Origin of the sequence: Embleya sp. NPDC059237 (assembly GCF_042754105.1) — a bacterium.
In the GTDB taxonomy this organism is placed as follows: domain Bacteria; phylum Actinomycetota; class Actinomycetes; order Streptomycetales; family Streptomycetaceae; genus Embleya.
In genome coordinates, this window is sequence record NZ_JBHZAE010000001.1 from 593,576 (window position 1) to 616,195 (window position 22,620).

The following is a 22,620-nucleotide window of genomic DNA, read 5'->3' on the forward strand; positions in this document are numbered from 1 at the left end:
CCCTCATGCCTCCCCGAACAGCCCGAAACAGAAAGGCGAGAACCGTGGGCGCACAGGACTTCTACGAAGTAGCCGCCGGCACCGACCTGGACACCGCGTTCGACGACGCCGTCGAACAGGCCCGTCACGCGTACGGCCACGGCGGGTACACGGGAACTCTTGCCGAGAAGAGGGAGTACGTCCCCATCGACGAGGAGCCTCGCACCGAGGGCCAAGCCCTGCGGCGCGCCAAGGAGCTCATCGACACCAACGACCGCCGCATCTCCGACAAATGGGGACCCGCCGGCGCCCTGCCCATGACGCGAACCCCGTCGGGCGCCGCCCGGTGGCTCCTCTTCGGCTGGGCCCCCGACTGAGCCGCATCCGCCGCGCGATCGCGGCCCGGACCACCCCTCGGTGCTCCGGGGGCGGCGACGAAAGGACCCATATGCACGCTTCCGCCGAACACCTTCTCCGCTTGGCAACAGCGGTGCGCGACACCTGGGACGGAAGGTACCGCCTCGAGGTGATCACCTGGCCCACCCGGCCGGACCGCGAACCGGACACGACCCTCGTCGCCGTCCATGAACCGCAATCGGGCCGGACCCGCATCCTGCGCTACGACACCGAACACGGCGTGCGCAGGGCCTGCGACGGCTACCGATCCGGACTGCCCTGCTGGGGGCCCGCCCGCCACGACGACATCCAGAACCCGGGCAGGTGCCACACCTGCACATGAGGACAGACCGGAGGCCACGTGCAGATCGTCACCCCCAACGGCCGGCGCCTCACCATCACCTACATCAACGACTGGACCAGTGGCGCCACGACCTACCACGTCGACCGTATGGGCGCCTTCGTCCTCACCTGGTACCAGTACGCCGCACCCGACGACCACAACACCCTCGTCGTCCACTACGGCACCGGCCCACACCAGGACTGGAGGTTCTACGCCCCCCGGGACCAAGCCCCCAACCTGTTCGGCACCACGCTCGTCGCATACTCCGTCATCAACCCCGACAAGATGACCGACGGCTCGCACTGGCTCCACGCCCAGCGCAGCATTGCCGAAGCCCGCGCCGAGGAGATATCCGACGCGTCACGGCGACACCTCGCGGACATCCTCCGCGGCCTGGTCGACCACTGGCGGAACCAGCCGTGGCACCTCGATCTCCACCGCGCCCACCGCCACCAACGCGCGCCCACCCATCTTCGCGATCACAACACCAAGATTCGCGAACTCACCGCCGAAGCCGACCGCATCGCCCACCAGCTCGCCGAACAGCGCGCCGCCGCACGCATCCAAGCCGACCTCATCGCGGCCGGCCCCGTCACACCCCCTGCGGATACCGCGCCGGCACTGATCGTCCGAAACCACCACCACACCCAAGACCACGCCATCGGGCAGTACGCCCTCGATCTCGACCCAACCTGAGGAAGGTCACACCACCATGTACGCAACAGCCAGAAGCGCACCGGCCGGCCCCTACGCCACCGTTCACATCGACCCCCGCAACGCACCGCGCCAGGCATGGTGGGCCGTCGAAACCGACTACCGGACCGGCGACGTCGCGATGGTCGTCACCGAATACCCGCGCGGAACGAAACTGAGCGCGGACCTGGCCGACGACACCGCCCGCAAGGCCCTCGCCGAGGGCCCCGAAAAGGCACTCCGCGATGCCCGCGCGTCGGCCGTCGAGTTCGGTCTCGCCACTCCCGTCAGCCTCGTCGTCGTGCTCGTCAACGGCATACACGTGCGGCTCGCGTGGGTCGGGGACTGCCGTGCCCACCTCCTGGGCAACGACGCCCAGCTCATCTCCCTCACCGAGGATCACACCGCCGCCGGCGATTCGACCTGCCGCGCCTACACCTCGCATCTGGCCCTCGACGGCGGACGCATCGACACCCTCGACATCGAAACCCTCCCGGGTTGCCGGATCCTCCTCTCCAGCCCCGGCCTGACCGACGTCGACTCCGACGTCGCGGCCCATCTCCTCTGCGACGACGACTACGAGTCGGCGCTGGTGCGCCTGGCCCATGCCAGCCAGGTCGAAGGTTCCCGCCCGGCCGCCGGTCTCCTCCTGGAGCTGGCGACGACATCCACGTCCCGCAGCCAGTGAGGAGCATCCACTCATGACGTACATGTCCCCGGGGCGCTCCTTCCGCCTCCCGTCCCACGCCACGGCCGAAGTTTTCTCACCCACGGTCGGAGCCCCACAAAGTGCCCACGCCATCACCCGCGTCGAGTTCTCGTTGTCCGTCGCGGCCGTCGCCGAGGGCCCACGTCCCGGGACACTCGTGGACCTCGTGACCACAGGTGCCCGGGCCTCCGATCCACCCGAAGCCGACCTGGTGTTCGCTCTCGGGCAGCTCGGTCCGGAGGAGGCGGCGCAATCGTCCATCGTGTCCGCCCGTCTCAGTCCGGGGGGAGCCGTCCGTGTCGCGTGGGCGGGAGCGTGCCACGCGTACGCGCTCGGCAACGACGGCGAACCGCGAGACCACGCGACGGTCGATGCGACCACGAAGGCGCCGCTCCAACTCGCCGGACCGCCGGAGGTCCACGCGCGAACCCTGCGCTTGACGACCGGGACCCGGCTCCTCCTGTGCAACGGCAACGCCGTCCACGCAGCCACGGCCGAACTCCTCGCGAACGTCCTGACGTGCGACAGCCCCGTTGACGCCACCGCGCGGCTGGTCCACAACAGTCAAACCTGGGTCCGAACGGCGGCCACCGCCGTCATCGTCGAACTGCCCTGACACCCGACACGCACATCGCCTCGCCCGATCCACGCGGGCCGCGGCGCGATGCCGCACGCCTCCAACGCACGGAGTACGCCATGACCTCACCGCCCTTGGGCTTCGACGACCTTCGCGCCCACATCGAAAAGCTCACCGACGAACGCGAACTCACCATCCTGGAATCGGTGATCAGCCTCCGCCGGCACGCCTTGGAGCAGGAAGCCCAGAACACCCTCGGCGTCGGTTCGCAGGTCGCGTTCGGTACCCGGGTGTCGCCCAGGTATCTCACCGGCATGCGCGGCACGATCAGGGCCATCAACGCCAACGGCCGCCTGACCGTCGAACTCGACCCGCCGTCGGTGGCCGCTCTCCGCGCCATGGGCCGGCGTTTCGGCCCCCGACCCGGCCAGGAGAGCTACGCCATCGACGCGCTGCGCTCCAACCTCCGGCCCCTGTAGCCCGCCCCCCCGACGGCGCCCGAGGCCACCCGCTCCGGGCGCCGTCCGCCGACCCGGAAAGCACCCCATGATCACCGTCACCGACCTCTTCGCCGGAGCCGGAGGAAGCTCCCAAGGCATCCGCCACGTTCCGGGCGTACGAGTCGCCGTCGCAGCCAACCACTGGGACCTCGCGGTGGCCGTCCACCGCAGCAACTTCCCCGACGCCCTCCACCGTTGCGAGGACATCGCGAAAGCGGACTTCAAGGCGTATCCGCGCACCGATCTCCTGTGGGCCTCGCCCGAGTGCACGCGCTGGAGCAACGCTTCCGGAGCACGCGCGGAATCGGCACAACTCGACCTCTTCGGCGAGAAGTTGCCGGACGAGGCCGCGGAGCGCAGCCGCGCCACCATGTGGGACGTTCCGCGATACCTCGAAGCAATGATCTACCGAGGCCGCCCCGTGTGGGGAGGCGTCACCGAGAACGTGGTCCAAGTGGCCCGGGGTCTGCTGTTCGGAGCATGGCTCCAAGCCCTGACCGACCTCGGCTACGACTACGAGATCATCTACCTCAACAGCATGTTCGCCCGCTCCGCCCGCTCCCTGCACGCACCCCAATCCCGCGACCGCATATACATCGCCTACTGGCGACGTGGAAGCCTCACCCTCCGGGACGGCGGCCGACGGCCCGTCTCACGACCGCTGTGGGAAAAGTGGCTGCGCCCGGATGCGATCTGCCCCGACCACGGGCGCGTCCACGCCGTCCAAACGTGGAAGAAGAACCCCCAGCGCCCGTGGGGCCGGTACCTCCAGCAGTACGTGTACACCTGCCCTCGGCCCGGATGCAGCCGCCCCCTCGCACCATGGGCACTGGCCGCGGCGGAAGCCATCGACTGGAACAACTTGGGCACACCCATCGGCGACCGCCCACAACCGCTCACCGCCCGCACCCTCGCCCGCATCCACGCCGGACTCGCCGGCACCGGTTCCCACCACCACCCGGCGGCGACCCTCGACGGGTCCGACACCGACGACGCGCGCGTCGCCGAGGGCCCCGAACACGCCATCCTCGTCCCCTCCGGCGGCAGCTGGCAGGACACCGCCCGGCCCGTCGCGCTGCCCATGCGCACTCGCACCGCCAGCGAGAGCGAAGCCCTGCTGATCCCCTACTACCGCACCGGGAAAGCCCATTCGGTGCGCAACCCCACGGGCACCGTCACCACCGTCGACCGCAACGGACTGCTGATCCCCCCGCCCGGACGCCCGATCGACATCGACGCATGCCTCTACCGCATGCTCACCGCCGACGAGATTCGTCGCGCCATGGGCTTCGACGCCACCTACACCCTGCAAGGCATTCACCGGGCGCGAGTGCGAATGCTCGGCAACGCCGTCACGCCGTGCACCGCCGAAATCCTCGTGAGCTGTCTCGTGGAAGCACTCACCGGCGAGACCTACGACCTCGCCGCCTGAACCCCCGATACCACGCACCCCGGGTGGGGCGGCCCCGCATGTCCGAGCCGCCCCGCGCCCGCGGCAACACGGGAGATCCCGATGCCCACCGACCCGCACCAACCCGGCCTGTTCGCAGTCCCCGGACCCTCCTCGACAATCACCACCGACCGACATCGGAGAATCCCACCGCAACAGCCCGGACAGCCGCCGAAACCGCAACTACCAGACGCCGCCGCACAATCAGGCGACGACCATCGGGAAGCCGCTCGCATCGCGGAACGCATCTCCCACGCCTGGCACAGCCACCACGGCGGACACGACCTCGCTGTACCTCTCGGCATCACCGCCGCCTTGACGTTCGCGGAACCGGGCGAACTAGACGCGGACGAACTCGCCGCCGCGATCGCCGCCCAGAACGCCGACGAACTCCGCGACTATCAGAAGCACATGTGGGCCTGGCTGTGGATGGCCCACCCGCACCTTGCACACTGGGCCCGGCCTCTCCACGCATGGCTCGACGAACCCGCCGAACCCACACGCGACGGCGCGATGCGCGCCACCGCCGACGCCGCGCTGCGCCACGGCCTGATCAAACTCACCGGAGACCGCGACCGGCGACAGCGCAGCGACATCCTCGGCGCGCTCCTGGAAATACTGCGGTCGCCGTCCGGCCGTGACGGGCTCGGCGCGTTCCACACCCCGCTGCCCCTGGCCGACGCCATAGTCCACGGCATGCTCAGCGAACTACCCCCTCCCGGAACGCCGTTCCGCGAGCCGGCGGTCGGCAGCGGAATCATGTTCTGCGCAGCGGCGTCGCGAATCCGCGCCCTCGGAGGCGACCCGGCGAACTACCGGTGGCGCGGCACCGAACTGGACCCCGTTGCCGCCGCCACGTGCGCCGTGAACGCCGCACTGTGGGGTCTGGGTGGCGACGTCCTGATCATGCACGGCGACGAGGTCGCCGAACCGGACATCGAGCAACGCTTCCACCGCGAACGCGACGCGATCCGGGCCCACCACCAGACCACGATCGGCAAAGTGACCATCTCCCGCGTCCTCGCCGGAGTTCGGCAACTCGTCGACCTGGCCAACACCGGGCCGGCGTGACCGCCCGCCGACGTGCAGCGAACCACCACCACGGAAAGGCGTCTCCGATGTCTCCGCACACCACCACCGAAGCCGAACACCTCGCCGACGTCGCGGCGCGGCTGGACCGCCTCGACCTGGGCGAGCCCTTTCGCTGGGAGGTCACCGTCAACCACCGACGCAGAACCCGCGTCGGCATCAAAATAGAACCTGGCGCCGGCAACACCGTACACGTCGACCTTCCGCCCGGAATCTCCCCGGACGACGCAGCGGAACTCGTCCGACGCGAACGCACGTGGATCACCCGCACCGTCACCCACATGCGGACGCAGACCCCCATCTCCCCGCCGATCCGTCGAGGCATCTCCGGCGAGACGTTCGACTGGCTCGGCAGACCTCACCCGCTGCGCCCCACGAACATCGGCAGCTCGTTCCCCGCGACGTTCCGAGGCGGTTCGTTCCTCGTCCCCCCGGATCCGCCGAAGCCCGCCTCGGCGATCATCGCCGCGTACCGACGCGACGGACTGACGTGGACGATCAAGCGCGCCAAGCCGTGGACCCGTCTCCTGGGACTCCAGCACAGCCCGCCGTCCTACGCAGTCGCGGACCTGGGGAAGTGCTGCTGGGGAATCTACGAGAACACCCACCGCATATCACCCTGAACTGGACCCTCTTCCAGGTGCCTGAGGACCTGGTCGAGTACGTCCTCGTGCACGAACTCGTCCACGCCACCCAGCCCCCCGGGCCCGATCACGGGCGTGCCTGGCAGACGCGCATGGACGTGGCCTTGCCGTCGTGGCGCCACCGCAAGGCCCGCCTGGCGGAGGCGTCGAAGACGATCTGGCGAGGGACGTTGGCCGACGTCCCCACCTCCGACGCCGGGGCTCGCGGTGCACTGGCCCGACACCGCCACTATCTCGCGCACCGCAACGAGCCCGCCTCGCGATACCTGTGGAGCCTGGCCACGGGACAGGAGCACCTGGCCCGGGAGACCCCGCCGCCGGGACACCGTCCCGCGGTCCTGGAGATGCCGTGGGACGAGCACACCCCCGGGTATCCGAGTCCCGGGCCGGGGAAGTGGCGCATGCTGCGACGCGGTGCGTGCACGGGGTGCGCGTTCGAAGGGCCGGATCGCACCTCGTACAACGATGCCGTCGAGGATGCGCTCGATCACACGCATGCGGGCTGGCGCGACCTCCCGATCGTGGAGTGGCCGCGATCGTCGTCGGCGGCCCGCGCGTGGCGCAGTCACCTCGACGCCACGCATCCCCCCGGCTGGTTCGATCGCCAGGGGCCCGTACGGACGTGGTGCGATCCGATCGAGTCGAGGCACCGGTTCGGTCGAGCACCGGGCGGCGGGTACATGGTGGCGGTCCGGCGGGAGGAGGAGCCAGCGCCGCAGGCCCTGCAACTGTCTCTCCAGGAGGATGGCCGACGCTGAAACGATGATTGATTCTAGCGTCAAAAGACGCTAGAATCGAATCATGCAAAGCGGTGTGAAACTCAACGAAGACCACCCGATCTCCTTCCTCGACGCCCTCGAACAGGCACACCGACGGGAAACGACCTCCGCGATCCGCGCCGGCCACGACACCGACCGCGGACCCGCGCCCATTCGCATCGCTCCCTCTCTCGGCGCCCTCCCCCTGAGGATCTACATCCACGCCCCCGGAAGCGACCGCGCCACCAACCAACTCATCGCCGTCCTCGCCCTCAGCGGACGCTTCACCGACGCCGGCACGGCGGTCCTGGCCCTCGAAGCCCTCGTCACGAACTGCACACCCAGCAGCAACCCCGACGACTACCGAACCGGGGCGAACTTCACCGCCGAAGCCCTCCAAAGCGACTACCTCGCCCAGGTGTCCGCCGGGGCAACCCGCGAGCCCCAACCGGGGACACCCCTCCACGTCTACTTCGAGCCCGACACCGTCACCGTCATCCCCTGCACCCCCAGCCACCCCGACGACAAACTCATCTGCGTCTTCCTCGGCCCCTGGACCCTTCAGGACGCCCGACCGGTCGTCGACCGATTCGTGAAGATCGGCCGCGCGCTGCCCGCACACGCCTGACACAGCCGGGCTCCGCCGACACCCCGACCACAAGCACCCCACGTCTCCTCGCCGAGGCGCGATACCCCGCGCCTCGGCCCCACAAAGGACCCCGATGACGACGTACCCGGCACCCGTCAACGACGCCCTACGCGGCCACACCTTCTACCCGCCAGCCCACGAACTCGCCACCATCCCGCAGTACGAAGACCTCCACCCCGACGAAGTCACCATCCACCTGCACTACTTCGCCCCGAACAGCGACGTCTACGTCGCCGCGTTCGATCCCACCACCGGGCTCGCCTACGGCTGGGGAATGATCGGCCACCGCGACCCCTCCCACGGCGACTGGGGCGACTTCAGCCTGCCCGAGATCGAGCAGTTCCGCGCCACACGCGGCATCGGCTGGTTCGAGAGGGATCTCCACTTCACCCCCGGCCCCGCCAAGACCGTTCTGCCGCGTCGGGAACCCGAACCCCCCACGACCGCCGCCGACGAGACCTGACCCCCGACTCACGAGAACCCATGGCCGAACCAGGCCGAGGTGACCCGCCGACGTCGCGGCGACATCGCGACGTCGAAGCATCCCCCCACCCCCGCTCATGCTTCACCCACCCCGAGAGGAAATCCATGCACCCCGTGAAATGGCGCGTCGACGCAACCCCCTGGCCGGAGGTCACACGCACTCTGAGAGCCACGATCCACGGCAGGGACACATTCCTCGTTCCCGTCCCGTCCCCCACCGGCGTGACGAAGGAACACTGCCTCGTGTACCTCGTACCCACCTTCGACGCGGCGTTCGAGGTGTCGATGTGGGTCCAGCCGCCCCGCGAAACCCCCGACTTCGAGGTGGACTTCGTGTGCGGCATCAACCTTCAAAAGCACTTCGCCAAGGCAGCTACAGTCACACGCGTCCTTCGGGAAGTCGTCAACCGCATCTCCACCCGAACCCGCCACGAGAACGGCGACCCGGTAGTCGACCCTCTCGACATCACCGAGATCGGCCGCATCGCGGCCATGCACACGACCCTGCCCGAGACCTCGCCCACCGGCCACCTCGCCTACATCTCCCCGGACAACGGAGGCGTCCGAGTCGTCGAACTCCGCGCCGACGACTCCGACGAACCCCGTGACGCCGGAGTCTTCTACTTCTACGGCCCGTGGAGCAGCACCGCCGTCGGCCACATCTTCAAGGCACTCAAATCCACCGAACACCCCGTCCCCACGCCCTGATCCCGACCCGACGAGCCACGCCTGCGGCCTTCAGCACCTCGGAGACCCCCACGTGCCCACCGCCCCGACCAAGGCCGCGGGCCTGGCCGACGGATCCTCATCCGCAACACCCTGGCCCCGCCGCAGCGAACACCCCGACCCCGCCCGCCGGATGACCTTCTACCTGGGGATACCGCCCTCGGCAATGCCCCGGGTGGACGTACCCACCTGCGTGTCCGTGTCCGCCCTCCTCCGCTGCGGAGACCGCCTCCCGCGGGCCAAAGCGCCCTACCTCCTCGACTCGGGCGCCTACACCATGCTCCGCGACCACGGCGGATGGACCATGTTCGTGGAGGAATACGCCGCAACCGTCTACCGGCTCATCGACGGACTCGGCCATCCACCCACCGCAGTCGCCATACCCGACTGGATGTGCGAACCCTGGATCATCCACGGCGGCCTGCACCGCGGCCACCACTACGTAGGCACGGACCTCGACGTACCCATCCACCAAGCCCTCACCACCGGCGCCTACGTACACCTGAACAACGAACACACCGGCGTCCCGTGGATGCCGATCCTCCAAGGTCACCGCCTGCACGACTACCTCGACCACATCCACCAATACGCCCGCGCAGGCGTCGACCTCACCCGAGCGCCCCTCGTCGGCCTGGGCTCCGTATGCGCACGCCAGGGCACCGCAGAGATCGCCGCAATCGTCGCCGCCGTCCGCGCGGCCGGCATCGACCGCCTCCACGGCTTCGGCGTCAAAACCACCGGCCTCCACCTGTACGGACCACACCTGCGCAGCGTCGACAGCTACGCCTGGTCGAAAGGCGCCCGCCTGCGCCTACCCGACTGCACCCACCCCGGACCATGCAACAACTGCATCCGCTACGCCCTCGCCTGGCGCGAGCACGTCCTGGACGCACTGCGTCACCCGCACCAGACCAGCCTGCCGCTGGACTTCCGCAACCCGACGAACCCGAACGTCGCGGACACCAAACACACCACAGACACACCGAGGGACAGAAAAGCATGAACGACCCGCCCACACCGGCGGAAACAGCGCCACCCCACCAGCCAAAGGGACTGCACCTGGTGCCGGTGCGATTCCGCCAGGCCACCGAATTCGTCACCACCTGGCATCGCCATCACGGCCCACCACCAGGGATGATCTTCGCCATCGGCGCCGGTGACAACAACGGAATCCTGCGCGCCGTGGCCATCGTCGGACGCCCCGTCGCCAGGCACCTGGACAACGGCACCACCCTCGAACTCACCCGGACAGCCAGCGACGGCACCCCCAACGCGACGTCGATGCTGCACGCGGCGGCCTGGCGCGCGGCCAAAGCCATGGGCTACACACGCCTGATCACCTACACCCAAACCGGCGAGAGCGGCGCCAGCCTGCGCGGCGCAGCCTGGCGCGTCGTGGCACAACGCCCCGCGCACCGCGGATGGAACCGCCCCTCACGCCCTCGCACAGTCCCCGAAGTCCAGTGCCAACGGACGTTGTGGGAGGCCCCGTGAGCACACGTCTTCGACACGGCTGGACCGGGCACACCCGAAGACACGCCGACCCCGGGCCAGGCCAGGAAGACCTACTCGAACACGACGGTTTCCCACCCGTCGGCACACACGAACAGCCCCGCCCGATGTCCAAGGCGCAACGGGAAGCAGCAACGCGCGCCCGCCGCGACCGCGTTCGCGCTGAGGCCGCTCACACCATCACCGAGGGCGACGTTCCCGACGTCACCAAGTACGCGCTGATCATCGCTTTCCTGTCGGGCGGCAAGGACGGACAGACCGCCCTTCGGGTAGTCGCCGACCGGGCACGCGCCAGCGGACGTCTCGATCGCCTGCACGTCGTCCACGCCGACCTCGGCGAGGCCGAATGGGAAGGGAGCGTCGACCTCGCCCGCGCACAGGCCGCAGCGGCCGCAGTCCCCGGAGAACGCTTCCACGTCGTAGCTCGCACCATCACGACGGCGGACGGCAGTCGTGTACGGGAAGGACTGCTGACGCTGGTCCGGCGTCGCGGCGCCTGGCCCGACGCCACCAACCGTTACTGCACATCGGCAATGAAGCGCGACGCGTCAGCCCCCTTGGTCACCAAACTCGTCAACTGGTACGACCCCGGACGCACCTATCCGGGCCCGGTCCCGGTATTGATCATCATGGGTATGCGCGCCGAAGAGGGACCGGAACGGGCGGCCAAACCGTCCTACCGGCGCGACCCGCGCCTGACCAACAAACGCCGCAGGCACGTCGATCTTTGGCTACCTGTCCACACCTGGCGACTGGCCGACATCTGGTCGGACATCCACACCTCGAACGTTCCATACAGTCCGGTCTACGACTCCACCCCCGGCGCACGCGACGGCCTGGGACTACGCCGACACAGCTCCCGCCTGTGCCCCCTCATGACCAAGTCCGACCTCGTGGCCTCGGCACGGCGCGATCCCGAAACGGCAGCCCAGTACGCGGCAGTCGAAGCGGAGATCGGTCACGACTTCAAACACGGTCTCCCGATGGCACACATCGTCGAGTTGGCTCAGAACCCGGACGCGAACGAGGAGGAAACCGAAAGAGGCGCCCTCTTCGAAGCGCCGTCGCTCACCACCCACGCCTTGGCAGCCCGCCGATAGCCCAACCACGATCAGGTACGAGCGGGGGTCAACTCGTGGGAGGCAAACCCTATGATCGACACCGCCGGACGGCGCCCCGAAGTCGTCGCTATCGCCGCACACTTCGAGCCCAGCCCTGAGCCCCGCCCGCGCTCCACACCATCAGCCGCAGGTTACTCCGAGTGGTCGGTGGCGCTCTCGGGAGCCCGAGGTATCGATTTCCGGTGTTTCCATGGTCGTGCCGCGAGATCATGCACGACATGGGGGAGACGAACGGCCGCTGGACGAACGTGGGATGGTGCCTGCTGTGCGCTGCCGCAGTGGTGTTGGTGTGGTGGGTGACAGCGGGGGAAGCCAAGGTCGGAGACAAGGCATCATTGGCTGGCGTCGTGGGCTTCCCGATCGCGGTTTTGTCCGCTGTCCTGGGCGCCGCCTCGCTGGTGTACGGGAGGCGCGCGACTCTGCTCGCGGAAGGCGAACCTCTGCGCCTGTTGCGCGAGTTGGCCGATGCGGTGGAACAGACGGAGCGCAGGCAGTGGAAGGACCTCCTCGCCGGTGACGACGCCTCGGTCGACGTGCGATTCGTCTTCCATCCCGCTGGCCCGAGAGACGCCACCGGGGCCGGTCCGGACGGCACATTGATCGAGGTCGCCTCCTACTACAAGGCCTTGACTCCCCGAAGGCTTGTGATCACCGGGGCCCCGGGAGCGGGCAAGACGGTCCTCGCGGTGCGGCTGCTCCTTGCGATTCTGGGGGAGCGCACACCGGACCGGCCCGTACCGGTCCGACTTCCACTCGCATCCTGGGACACTCGAATCCCGCTTGAGACCTGGGTGACCGGACACCTCACAGCCACGTATCGCGTACGGCCCGAAGCCGCGCGTCGCCTGGTCGCCGCCCGACACGTACTGCCCGTCTTGGACGGACTCGACGAGATGGACAGCGATGCCACCACCCTCGGCGCGCGGGCCCGGGCCGCGATCGAAGCCCTGAACGACTATCAGCAACGCGAGACCAAGGCGCCGATCATTCTGACCTGCCGCGCCGACCGGTACGCCGCCCTGAGCACCTTCGGAGACCGCGTGCTGGACGCCGCCCGCGTTGAAATCCGCCCCGTCACCGTCGCCCAGGCGCGGGACTTCCTCACCCGCCGAGTCCGAGACATCGGCCGCTGGCGAACCGTCCTGACCCATCTCGAAACCTCACCGAGCAGCGCGCTGTCCCGAGCCATGTCGACCCCTTGGCGGCTGACCCTGGCCGTGACCGCATACGAAGAGCGGGACCACCATGCGTACCTACGGGAGCCGCGCAACCTGCTCGCGCCGACCTTGAACACCTCGGAAGCGGTACGCGATCATCTCCTGGCCCTGTTCATTCCCGCTGCCACGCGCGGAGTTGACGGCCGCCGGGCGCGATCGACTCCTGAACAGACGCACACGCGCTTGGCGGTCCTCGCGGCGTACCTCGACGAGAACACCACCAGTGCACGAGTAGTCGAGGGACGCACTCTTTCGGGTACCGAGTTGGTCCTGCACGAACTGTGGCCCCTCGCCGGTGGAAGCCGCGTCCCCAGATACGCCAACCGGTTGATTAAAGGCGTAGGCCTCGTGGCCACGGCGACCGGAGGACTTGCCGTATCCGCGGTTTCTTCGATCACGAACGCCGCCGTCCTGTGTGGGCTGCTCATCGTGCTTCTCGTCGGCGTCCCGGACATCGCTTGGCCTGTACCGGAGCAGCCGGTGGTGCTCAGACGCCGCCATTCGGGTTCTTGGACCGACGATGTACGAACGGGGACACTCTGGGCGATTGCCTTTGGATTGGGCAGCGCGACGTTCTCCGGCCTGATGGCCACCCCAACGCTCGGTATGCCGGTTGGACCAGCCGTCGGTGTGATCATCGGTCTGGGATTCGCCATCGTGGTCGGGCTCGGCCGCGGCCTTGCAGCGTCCGGAACCACGGGCGCCACCCACCCGCATCAGGTGATCGCAAGAGACGCCAAGGTTCGGATCAGTCGCGCGCTTGCGTTCGCTCCTTCGTTCGGGCTCGTGGTCTTCCTCAGCTTCGCGCCCGGATTTGGCCGCGAGGCGGCGAGCGTCCAAGCAGTTACCGTCGTGATCGTGCTGGGGATGACGAGCCTGGGTCCGATGCTTGCCCTCCGATACGGGGTCCTCTTGTGGTGCGCGCGTGGACGCTTGCCAAGGCGACTGGGCGCATTCCTGGACGAGGCGACGGACATCGGCCTTCTGCGGGTCACAGGTATCGCGTATCAATTCCGACACCGTGAACTCCAGGACTGGCTTGCCCGCAATCCGACCCCATGAGGAATGACTCGGCTGCCAGCGTTGAGCCGTACGCAGATTTCCCCCGACGAGAACGGCAGTGACGTCATCGAAGGAGGAGCGACAATCCAACCATACGGTGGGATTTTGACACGACCGACGACAGCCCCACCGCCAGGCGGGAAAACCCCGTGCTCCCGGCCTTCCGATGGTGCAACGCTGGGCGAGGAACTCCGGGTGGTCATGAAGAGCGAGGCACAATGACCGACAAGCCAGGCGAGGGCGCCGACGAGTGCAGGCACTGGGCGCCGCTCAGTTGGCAGTCGTGGCAGCGCCGAGAGGCAGGCGTGTCACGCGCCGCACGCTACGAGTATCCGCTCTACACCGATGCCTATGTGACTGAATACAGCGTCTCGATCGGGCCGTTCGAGTTCATCAACACACTTGCGCACGACGTGAGAGACCCTCGCATGGCACCCGGAATCGTTCTTCGCCTCGACGTCCATCCCGACTCCGACACAGCGCCCTACTCCGTGGGGACCGACCTCGGCCAGCTCGAAACCCAGGCTGAGGAATGGCTCGGGCTCGCCGAGCACGACGAGGTCGCCGTACTGGCCTCGCTCGCCCTGGGCATCCGCCTTCGATCGACGGGGGCGACCCGACAGTTCCTGCCCGATGGTGATCCGCTCGGCCAACCGATCGAGTACGACCATCGGCCGCCGCCGTGGACGATCACCTCGAACTCAACCTCATTGGTGCTTCCTGGTTACGCCGAGCGCGAGGTGTGCCTGACCGAGCTCAAGGACTGGTTTGACCGCTACAGACGTCTGCCCGCAGGCGACGCGCTGACCCTGGTACGGGCCGCCCGCAACTACCGAGATGCACTATGGATCGCAGACGACGACCCCGAAACCGCCTGGCTCTGGCTGGTGTCCGCACTGGAAGCCGCCGCTGTGCGCGAGCAAATTACCGGCATCGACAAAATCGAACTCCTCGGCATGTGGAAACGCAAAGTGAAGCGGCTCATCGAGGAGACAGGTGACGAAGTCCTCCTACGCCGCGTCGCCAAGGAACTGGCAAGCCTGGGCAACACAACCGCTCGTTACCTCAAGCTCGTGGAGGTCTACGCTCCCGGTCCTCCGCTGAAGCGCCCTTCGGAACACCTGCGCGTTGACTGGTCGCCGGAAGGCCTGGCCCAGGCAGCCGAGCTGATCTATAACTACCGTTCTCGCCGGTTGCACGAAGGCACTCCTTTTCCCTGGCCGATGTACGGAGCCCCATTTCACAGCATGGCGATCAACGAGTCGGTCGCGCCGGAGCGCCCTGGTGGAATCGCATCCCACTCAGGCCGCAACAGGTGGACCGCCGAGGATCTGCCAATGCATCTGCACATCTACACTTACCTCACCCGCGGCACCCTGCTGAACTGGTGGAAAGTCCGCGCCGAAAGGGCAGAAGACCAGCCAGCGTGAGCCCAGCCTGCGATGCGCCCCGCTTCGCCTTCGCCGACCCTGCCCTTCGCCCAGGGGCGGTTACTCCAAAACACTTCCGCCGAGGCCCGGTAGCCCGTGCGCCAACTCCCGACGCGTAAGCCCCACCTCTCGCCCCACTTCACGACGAACCGATCCAAGTCGGTCTAATCCGCGACCTTCGGTATGCCTCAGGATGACCCACCCTCGAGGTGAGTCCGGCAAGGCCTGAAGCCCGGGAAAACCGCGTTCCTGCCATCCGGATCGGACATCCACGCCGGGTTGAGCGCGAAGTGCTCGTGAAGGAGGCCAACCACGTAATGACGGTTGATCGAGCAGCATAGGGTGATCTCCCGGCGAAAGGGTGAGGGCGTGCTCGAACGGTCCGACACGCGGCAGGCGTTGGTAGTCGGAGTGGAGGGCAAATCGCAGGCTCTCACCGACGAGGCGCCCGATGCGTTGCCGCGTCTCGACTACGCATCCGAGTATGCACAGCGAGTCCGAGACCTTCTGCGCGATGTCTACAACTACTCCGGCCCGCCGGAGGATCTCGCCTCGACGCCCACCGCACGGGCGCTGGAGACCGCCGTGTTCGCGGTACTGCGAGACGGGCCGGGCTTCGCCATTGTGCATGTCCTCGCCCACGGAGAAGTAGGGGGCTCGAGCGGATTCCTTTACGTAGTGGGTGAAGACGGTGTCCGTACCGAAAGAAGCATCGAACACTGGCTGGCCCATGTGGAGGACGCATCCGCAGATGCCGCCCCCACAGTGCTCTTCCTTCTGGACCTTTGCTACGCCGGAGGTCCCGCCCGGGTGCCGTGGCAACAACTCTTGCAAACCCAGCGGCGGCGGGCGTGGGTCATCGGCGCCTGTCAACCATTCGAACCCTCCTACAACGGCTGGCTTAGTCAGTCCGTGATCGAAGTCCTGGAGGGCTTCCACGACGGGACGTTGGCCCTGGACTCGGCTTTCGAGTACATCCCGTTCGAGAGGTTCTGCCGTGAGGTTGCCACCTCGGTGGCCGCGCGGGCTGCGGACGCTGGCGTACCCCAGGAGATCACGGCGCCCCTGGCGCCAGTCGGCTCGGATCTGTCCGACCTGAAATTCTTCTGCAATCCGCGCTTTCGGAACGACCGTCGATCTCTGCGCCATGAAGTGGACGTCAGCCTGGTCTCACTGCTCGACGAGTCTCCCAACGCCCGACTGGTTCTCGACGAAATCGCCGACGAGCGGCACTTCGTCGGGCGCGGCAGTGGTGCCGACTTCACAGGGGACCAACCATCCAGGACAGTCGGGCATTTTCGCGGGCGTCAAACCGAGGCCGAGCGGCTGTCGCGCTGGACCGCGGGTGAGGGACCGAACCTCCTGGTCGTGACCGGAAAGCCCGGGGCTGGCAAGTCCGCCCTGCTCGGTGTCCTCGTGTGCGCTGCCCACCCCGCACTTCGCTCCCGGACCCAAACGATCTGGGCGACTCTCGGAACTAGCGTGCCGCCGGTGTCGAGAGACCTCGCCGTCGTGCACGCGCGCCAGAGATCCCTGCCCGAGATCGCTGCGGCTCTCGGGCGCCAATGGGACCTTGTACCTCCCGAACCCGCACAGCCGTGGACCGGCCGAACTTTGGCACAGCAAGTCGCGCTGCGGGCGTCGGCGCCGACACTCATCCTCGACGCTCTCGATGAAGCCGACGCTCCCTCCGAACTGATCGAATCACTCGTGGCACCTCTGTTGTCGTCACATCGCCCAGATGGCTCTCCGATTTGCCGAGTGATGGTCGGCAGCCGCAAGGAAGCGGCGCTGTCAGCACTGCTCGCCCTGGCAGCGGATCACGGCGAGATCGTCGACTTGGACGCCGTCCCGCGGGCGACGTTGATCGTCGACTTGACGGCCTACATCCAGAGCCTGCTGGACGCGGAACCAGCATTCAGCAGCCACGAGAACTGGTCACACTCGCGGTTGCTGGCCACGAGCGTGGCTTCAGCACTCGTTTACGGCCCCGCGAGCGAGGAGACGCCTCTTCCCCAGGAATGGGGCGAGTTCCTGGTAGCGCGACTCTACATACGGCACGTCATCAATTCGCGGCAGGTACCCGCCGGCACGCAGGCCGTCCACGACATCGCCGCACAGGTCCCACGCACCCTGAGTGCGGTCCTGGACCTGGAGTTGACCAACAGTCGAAATCCCTGGTTCCTGCCAACGCTTACGGCTCTCGCCCACGGCCACGGCGAGGGCATGCCCGAACGAATCACTCAGATCGCGGCTCGCGCCTTCCGTATCTTCCCCGAGAACAACGTGGACACCCCCTCGATTCAGGAAATCCGGGACGTGTTCCAAGAAGCCCGGTTCTTCCTCAGGCGAAACGTCGACACGGACGGCAGCCCGCTGTACCGACTGTTCCACCAAGGCTTGGCGGACGCGCTGAAGGCACGGTCCGCTGTTCCGCGCGTACCGGATCCCAGATCCGGTCAGCAGCTTCTGTGGAGCACACTCCTCGACTCGGTCGCACGGGATGCACACGGCCGTCGGGAATGGGCGACAACGGAACCGTATCTTTTGCGCCACGCCGCGCGGCATGCGCGAGACGCCTTGGCGCTCGACGACGTGCTTGGCGACGCGGAGTACCTAGTGCACGCCGATCCAGAGAAACTTGCGAGCACCCTCCGCTACGGGGGGCAGATGCCCATAGGAGCCGCCGTCTATCGCGCCAGTTACGGTGCACACCATGCCGGTTCTACCGTTCAGCGTCGCCAGGTTCTCGCCGTGGACGCCGCACGATACGACGCCTTGACCCTGTCCGCTGCCCTTAGCGGACCCACGCTCTGGTCGATCGTCTGGGCAGCAGGCCGTCCGCTGTCCAGGGGTCTGGACGCCACGCTGACCGGCCACGATGGCGTGACCTCCCTGGCTATCGTCGAAACTCGGGGGAAAACGCATGTCCTCAGCGCCTCGGAGAACGGAACAGTTCGATTGTGGCTCCTCGAAACAGGGGAGACCGCCCTCGACCTCGAGCTGCACCCGGGCGCCGTTACCTGCGTGGCCACATACACCCTCGACAATCGACCGCACGCAATTACAGGATGTGCCGACGGCCAATTGCGGCTCTGGGATCTCACCAACGGCAACCTCGTCCGTCGATGGCAGGCTCACCCGGACAGCATTCGCTCGCTCACGGCAACCCTCGACGGTACGGTCATCGTCAGCGGAGCCCGCGGCGTGCTCCGCACGTGGGACTCGACAAGCGGTGGACTCATCTCGACGCTCCAAGTAGGGAAGGGCCCCGTGCTCTCTCTTGGAATCCTAGATGTCGAGGGTCGACCACACGTTTCTGGAAGCATCGACGGAATTCCCCAGATCTGGGACCTCAACAGCAAAACCTCTGCCTTCCGGTACCCGCCGGAACCAGACGCTCGTCGATCATCCTCGCCACCGATTCACGTCGTCACGCCGTTCTCCCGAGACCAGGGGCCACGTCTCCTGCTCGCCGACGTGCTCGGCAACGTGAGCCTATGGGATCCCGTACGCGACAAGGCGATGCGCATCGACTCGGCAGGTTACGACGTTACGAAGATCGTCCTGCCCTCGAACGCCGGAAACGCGCACGCCATAGGCGTCGGAACGAACGGCGTGGCACAAGTCTGGGACTTGGAGACGCTGGCGATCTCCGAAGTGCTTGCGGGCCACACCACCCCCATCACCGCCGTCGCCTTGCGAACCGGTGGGACCCACTACCAGGCAGTCACAAGCGGATCGCGAGGCACCATCCGGGTCTGGAGGCTCATCAGTGGGATCCGGCCCGTGAGAACACCGCCACAGCGACGCCTGGGCGGACACGCCCGCCAGGTCCAATCCGTCGTCGCGGGCAAGGGGGCCTGTGCCGGGTTCGGTGTATCCACGGGAGTCGACGGGGATCTCCACGTCTGGGATCTCGCATCCGGCGAGTCCCGAAGAGTGCCGCTCGACGCATGGGTGCATTCCGCGACATGGATGCAATGGAGGGGAAAGCCAGCGATCCTGGCCGCATGTGGTGACAAAGGAGCAGTCATCGCGGACCCGGCCACCGGCACAACGCTGAGATCTATCGTGCTGCCCCACGCGGTCTACGCGATCGCAGACGCATCCACGGACGCCGAATGGCGGGCGGCATTCGGCGGGAATGCAGGCTGCATCAGCCTGTGGGGCCAGGAAACGAACGAGGCGCTCCGTGCTTCGGCCGCGCCCTTGAGCGCCATCACATCACTCAGTGCCAAGATCTACCCTGGCGGTCTCATCGTTGCGGCAGTAGACGACTCAGGACAAGTTCATGTGACGTCACCTCGGAAGAAGCAACTGCCCCGACGCGTCGTCACCTTCGAAGGACGCATAAATCGCGTACTCCTGACGTCCCTCGCAGAGCAGCCCTGTCTTCTCACATGCGGAGAGGACCCGATCGTTCACGTGAACACCCTTGACGGCGTGCCAGTGCACGAACTCATCGGCCACGAAGGAGAAGTGACCGCCATCGTGGAGACAAGCGTGAGAGGCCGCCCGTACATACTGACGGGCGGCACTGACCGCACCATGCGTCTGTGGGACTTCAGTTCCGGACAGCAGGTCGACCACTACACCTTCCCCGACAGCGTTCTCGGGCTCGATGTTACGCACACAGGCGCAGTGCTTATCGCCATGGGCCCGGAAGTACTCCTCATGCGACCCGACCCTCTAGACATCAATGTAAACCCAGAGCCGAGCCCGTGATCCTAGGAGTCCACATGACACGAATCGTCGCGGTGCACGGGGTAGGAAACTACGCACCCGGTCACCAACCCGAGGCCGTGTCCACCGCCCGCGCAGGCACCTGGGCCCGCCACCTGGCGTCGGGACTGAACCTGCCCGCCGAAGAAGTCGACCTCAAATTCGCTTACTACGCCCATCACTTGCGACAAGCTCAACCCACCATGCAAGGACCGGGCGACGAACTGGGACGCCTCGCCATCATTGATCCCGAAGCAGCTGAATTGGTAGAGAAATGGCTGGAAACACTCGGACTTCCCCAGGTCACCACCCAGGGAAGACTGGCCATCCCACTGCGTCATGCTGTCGAGTTCGTCGCCAAACGATTCAGCTTGGATGGTCGACTCACGCAAATCTTCGTGGCCAGGTTCTTTCGCGAGCTTGCCACCTACCTCCGAGACCCGCAGTCCCAAGAACGCCACGCCGCCCGCGAAGAGGTGGCCGCCAGCATCAAAACGCATCAACCAGGTGTTGTGATCGCACACTCACTCGGCACAGTGGTTGCGTACGAGGCGTTGCATGCCCACCCCGAGCTACAAGTGGATCTACTGGTAACCATGGGCTCACCGCTCGCACTTCCACATGCGGTCTTCCAGCGCCTGGAGCCCAGACCAGAGAACGATACTGGCTGCCTCCCCCCAGGAGTTAAACGATGGGTGAATATAGCCGACCGCGGCGACCCGGTAGCCATTCCGCGTCCCCTGAAGAAGTACTTCCCCGGCATCGACGTCGACCTTGAAGAGAGCATCGGCCTATTCGACTTCCATCGTGCTTCGAACTACCTCCAATCGTCAGCAGTCGCGGCAGCAATGGCTCCCCACGTAAAGCAGTAATACTTGGCGGAGGTCGCCGCGCTGGGAGACGCGACGACCGCGTACGTCATCTGGTGGCTGCAACAACTCAGGTCGCAGACCAGGCCCGCGACCCCGTCCGGGACGACGTATCGGGCGAGCGCGGCGTCATCTCCGGTCAGGCTCCAGGTGGGCCATGCGCTCACGGTTCACCACCGCGATCAGGTCGTCGACGGTGAGGTCGCCAGCGCCTGGGACGGCCTCGGCGTCCACGACGATCTCGTACACCCCGGCGGTTGCCCGGCCAGTTCGCTCACGTACGCGCCTGAGGTCGAGTCCGCCGTCAGTGGCGCCTCGCTCCCCGGCCTATCCGGCGGGGCATCGGCGGACCGCAGGGTCGCCCACACCTCCACGCCGGTCGGTGCGTCCTCGCCGCGAATGGCGATCTGTACCGGCAGCATCGCGCGTTCGGCGTGGACGTCCTTGATGTCCAGCCCCAGCGTCGTCTTGTGGCGGTCGCCCCGGACGGCGCCCAACGGGCGCCTTTCCTCGTAGGGCACGAGTGTCGGTGCGACCCACGCGGCGGCGGACATGGGTCCGTGTTTCTCGGCGACCCGCATCACGATCGTGTTGAGGCGGCCATCTCCCACGGCACCGCGGAGCATGCGGGGACGGCGCCGTCGCCGACTCGTCCTTGCGGCCGGTCAGGTGCAGCCACGTCGGCTGCTCGCCCGTCATGCGCAGAGTCTTGCCGTCCCCAGTGGGTGACCCCGTCGGTGGCATGACTCCAACCCACTCGTGGCAAGCCCTGCAGGCACAGGGGGCTTTGAGTCGTCTCGTCACACACGGCCGGGTACTGGGGGAGGAGTTCCGCGATCGACGGTCACCGGGCGAGAGCCCCCTTCGGGCCGCCGACGCCGGACCGGAGCGGGACGCCGTTGACCACCCAACCCAGTGCCTTGGGCGCGCCGTGATGCGGAGTGCCGAGAGTGACCAGGGAGCGACAGACCCGTCAGCCCTCCAGCGGGCCGAGCAGTAGCGAGCCACCAACCCGCCCATCGAGTGGGCCACCACCACGACGCGCCCCGCTTGTTCCTTGTCGCTGCAATCCTTGAGACGTTGGTGGACGTCGGCGGCCAGGCGTTGCGCGGCCTCGACGACGCTCAACCGGAGCCCATCCTTGATCAGCCGCTCGTAGCCGTGGACGGGTGTCCAGCCGAGCAACAGGAACGACGCCGCGACGTCCCCCAACCCCGCATCCCACACCCGCCGCCCCGGCCCCTTCCCCGACGGCGGCCTTTCCGGAACGCTCCCAGCAATTCCCGGAAGCACCTACACCAACTGCCGACGACCCATCTACCCCCTCGCTCCCATGCGACGAACTGACCCAATTCGGCCCGATCGCGACCTTCGATGGGGATACGGTAGGGCCGAGTGACCCTGCGTGCATGCGAAACCAGCGCACCGAAATACCCTCGGGATAATCCACTTCCGAAGCGACGAACCCGCCGGGCCCGAGAGCCGTAGAATCACAATCAGACGAGCGATTGCGGCCCTCGGTCCCCGGTGGAGCACCGGGGACCGAGGGCCGTTTGCACGCCCTGGGAAATGCGGTGCCCGCTTGTTCGTGCTGGCCGTGCCACCTGGACATGTGCGCCGCAGGTGTGGGGATCACATGGCGGGACGGCTTCAACTGGGGCCGTATTGGGGCCGGAAGACACCGGCAA

General features: G+C 67.2%; 21 protein-coding genes and 1 pseudogene. 20 read left to right on the forward strand and 2 right to left on the reverse strand.

The genetic code is table 11. The annotated features are described in order from the left end of the window. The first annotated feature begins 44 nt into the window (after positions 1-44). From ACFXKZ_RS02705 to ACFXKZ_RS02800, 20 genes are all read left to right on the forward strand, one after another. Entirely contained in the window at positions 45-356 is a 312-nt protein-coding gene (locus tag ACFXKZ_RS02705) for a hypothetical protein (RefSeq protein WP_379995622.1), read from the forward strand. Between the two features lie 101 nt (positions 357-457). Continuing rightward, positions 458-718 carry a hypothetical protein gene (locus tag ACFXKZ_RS02710; protein ID WP_379995623.1) on the forward strand — a complete coding sequence of 87 codons (261 nt, stop codon included), beginning with the start codon at positions 458-460 and terminating at the stop codon, positions 716-718. A gap of 18 nt (positions 719-736) precedes the next feature. Beyond that, on the forward strand, positions 737-1,414 hold the full coding sequence (locus ACFXKZ_RS02715; RefSeq protein ID WP_379995625.1) for a hypothetical protein: 678 nt from the start codon (positions 737-739) through the stop codon (positions 1,412-1,414). Positions 1,415-1,430: 16 nt separating this feature from the next. Continuing rightward, entirely contained in the window at positions 1,431-2,099 is a 669-nt protein-coding gene (locus ACFXKZ_RS02720) for a hypothetical protein (RefSeq protein WP_379995627.1), read from the forward strand. Between the two features lie 13 nt (positions 2,100-2,112). Further along, positions 2,113-2,736, forward strand: a complete 624-nt coding sequence (locus tag ACFXKZ_RS02725; RefSeq protein ID WP_379995629.1) for a hypothetical protein — start codon at positions 2,113-2,115, stop codon at positions 2,734-2,736. Positions 2,737-2,816: 80 nt separating this feature from the next. Further along, positions 2,817-3,176: a hypothetical protein gene (locus ACFXKZ_RS02730; RefSeq protein WP_379995631.1), complete on the forward strand. Its 360-nt coding sequence runs from the start codon at positions 2,817-2,819 to the stop codon at positions 3,174-3,176. A 67-nt stretch (positions 3,177-3,243) separates the two neighbouring features. Beyond that, positions 3,244-4,629 (forward strand): DNA cytosine methyltransferase, encoded by a 1,386-nt coding sequence (locus ACFXKZ_RS02735; RefSeq protein ID WP_379995632.1) that lies wholly within the window; start codon positions 3,244-3,246, stop codon positions 4,627-4,629. Between the two features lie 333 nt (positions 4,630-4,962). Then, positions 4,963-5,718 (forward strand): N-6 DNA methylase, encoded by a 756-nt coding sequence (locus ACFXKZ_RS02740; RefSeq protein ID WP_379995634.1) that lies wholly within the window; start codon positions 4,963-4,965, stop codon positions 5,716-5,718. Between the two features lie 47 nt (positions 5,719-5,765). Next, entirely contained in the window at positions 5,766-6,359 is a 594-nt protein-coding gene (locus ACFXKZ_RS02745; protein ID WP_379995636.1) for a YgjP-like metallopeptidase domain-containing protein, read from the forward strand. A gap of 17 nt (positions 6,360-6,376) precedes the next feature. After that, positions 6,377-7,138, forward strand: a complete 762-nt coding sequence (locus tag ACFXKZ_RS02750; RefSeq protein WP_379995638.1) for a DUF6349 family protein — start codon at positions 6,377-6,379, stop codon at positions 7,136-7,138. A 43-nt stretch (positions 7,139-7,181) separates the two neighbouring features. After that, positions 7,182-7,766 (forward strand): hypothetical protein, encoded by a 585-nt coding sequence (locus ACFXKZ_RS02755; protein ID WP_379995640.1) that lies wholly within the window; start codon positions 7,182-7,184, stop codon positions 7,764-7,766. Between the two features lie 94 nt (positions 7,767-7,860). Further along, a complete protein-coding gene (locus tag ACFXKZ_RS02760; protein ID WP_379995642.1) occupies positions 7,861-8,250 on the forward strand; it encodes a hypothetical protein in 390 nt (129 codons plus the stop codon). 263 nt (positions 8,251-8,513) lie between these two features. Next, a complete protein-coding gene (locus ACFXKZ_RS02765) occupies positions 8,514-8,978 on the forward strand; it encodes a hypothetical protein (RefSeq protein ID WP_379995644.1) in 465 nt (154 codons plus the stop codon). A 52-nt stretch (positions 8,979-9,030) separates the two neighbouring features. Next, complete coding sequence (locus ACFXKZ_RS02770) at positions 9,031-9,999, forward strand: hypothetical protein (RefSeq protein ID WP_379995646.1); 969 nt, start codon at positions 9,031-9,033, stop codon at positions 9,997-9,999. Then, positions 9,996-10,490 carry an XF1762 family protein gene (locus ACFXKZ_RS02775; protein WP_379995648.1) on the forward strand — a complete coding sequence of 165 codons (495 nt, stop codon included), beginning with the start codon at positions 9,996-9,998 and terminating at the stop codon, positions 10,488-10,490. The genes ACFXKZ_RS02770 and ACFXKZ_RS02775 overlap by 4 nt, the downstream gene beginning before the upstream one ends. Before the next feature lie 125 nt (positions 10,491-10,615). Continuing rightward, on the forward strand, positions 10,616-11,608 hold the full coding sequence (locus ACFXKZ_RS02780; protein ID WP_379995650.1) for a phosphoadenosine phosphosulfate reductase family protein: 993 nt from the start codon (positions 10,616-10,618) through the stop codon (positions 11,606-11,608). A gap of 239 nt (positions 11,609-11,847) precedes the next feature. Next, positions 11,848-13,908, forward strand: coding sequence for an NACHT domain-containing protein (locus ACFXKZ_RS02785; RefSeq protein WP_379995652.1), 2,061 nt, complete (start codon positions 11,848-11,850; stop codon positions 13,906-13,908). Positions 13,909-14,126: 218 nt separating this feature from the next. Then, the gene (locus ACFXKZ_RS02790; protein WP_379995654.1) at positions 14,127-15,338 is read left to right on the forward strand and encodes a hypothetical protein; all 1,212 of its coding nucleotides are present in this window, start codon (positions 14,127-14,129) and stop codon (positions 15,336-15,338) included. A gap of 369 nt (positions 15,339-15,707) precedes the next feature. After that, positions 15,708-20,066 carry a hypothetical protein gene (locus ACFXKZ_RS02795; protein ID WP_379995656.1) on the forward strand — a complete coding sequence of 1,453 codons (4,359 nt, stop codon included), beginning with the start codon at positions 15,708-15,710 and terminating at the stop codon, positions 20,064-20,066. Between the two features lie 14 nt (positions 20,067-20,080). Continuing rightward, positions 20,081-20,935, forward strand: coding sequence for a hypothetical protein (locus tag ACFXKZ_RS02800; protein WP_379995658.1), 855 nt, complete (start codon positions 20,081-20,083; stop codon positions 20,933-20,935). Positions 20,936-21,114: 179 nt separating this feature from the next. Here ACFXKZ_RS02800 and ACFXKZ_RS02805 read toward each other — a convergent pair whose 3' ends face one another. Then, positions 21,115-21,543: a hypothetical protein gene (locus ACFXKZ_RS02805; RefSeq protein ID WP_379997336.1), complete on the reverse strand. Its 429-nt coding sequence runs from the start codon at positions 21,541-21,543 to the stop codon at positions 21,115-21,117. Positions 21,544-21,922: 379 nt separating this feature from the next. Continuing rightward, positions 21,923-22,225: pseudogene (locus ACFXKZ_RS02810) on the reverse strand (esterase/lipase family protein); the annotation flags it as partial. Positions 22,226-22,620: the final 395 nt, after the last annotated feature.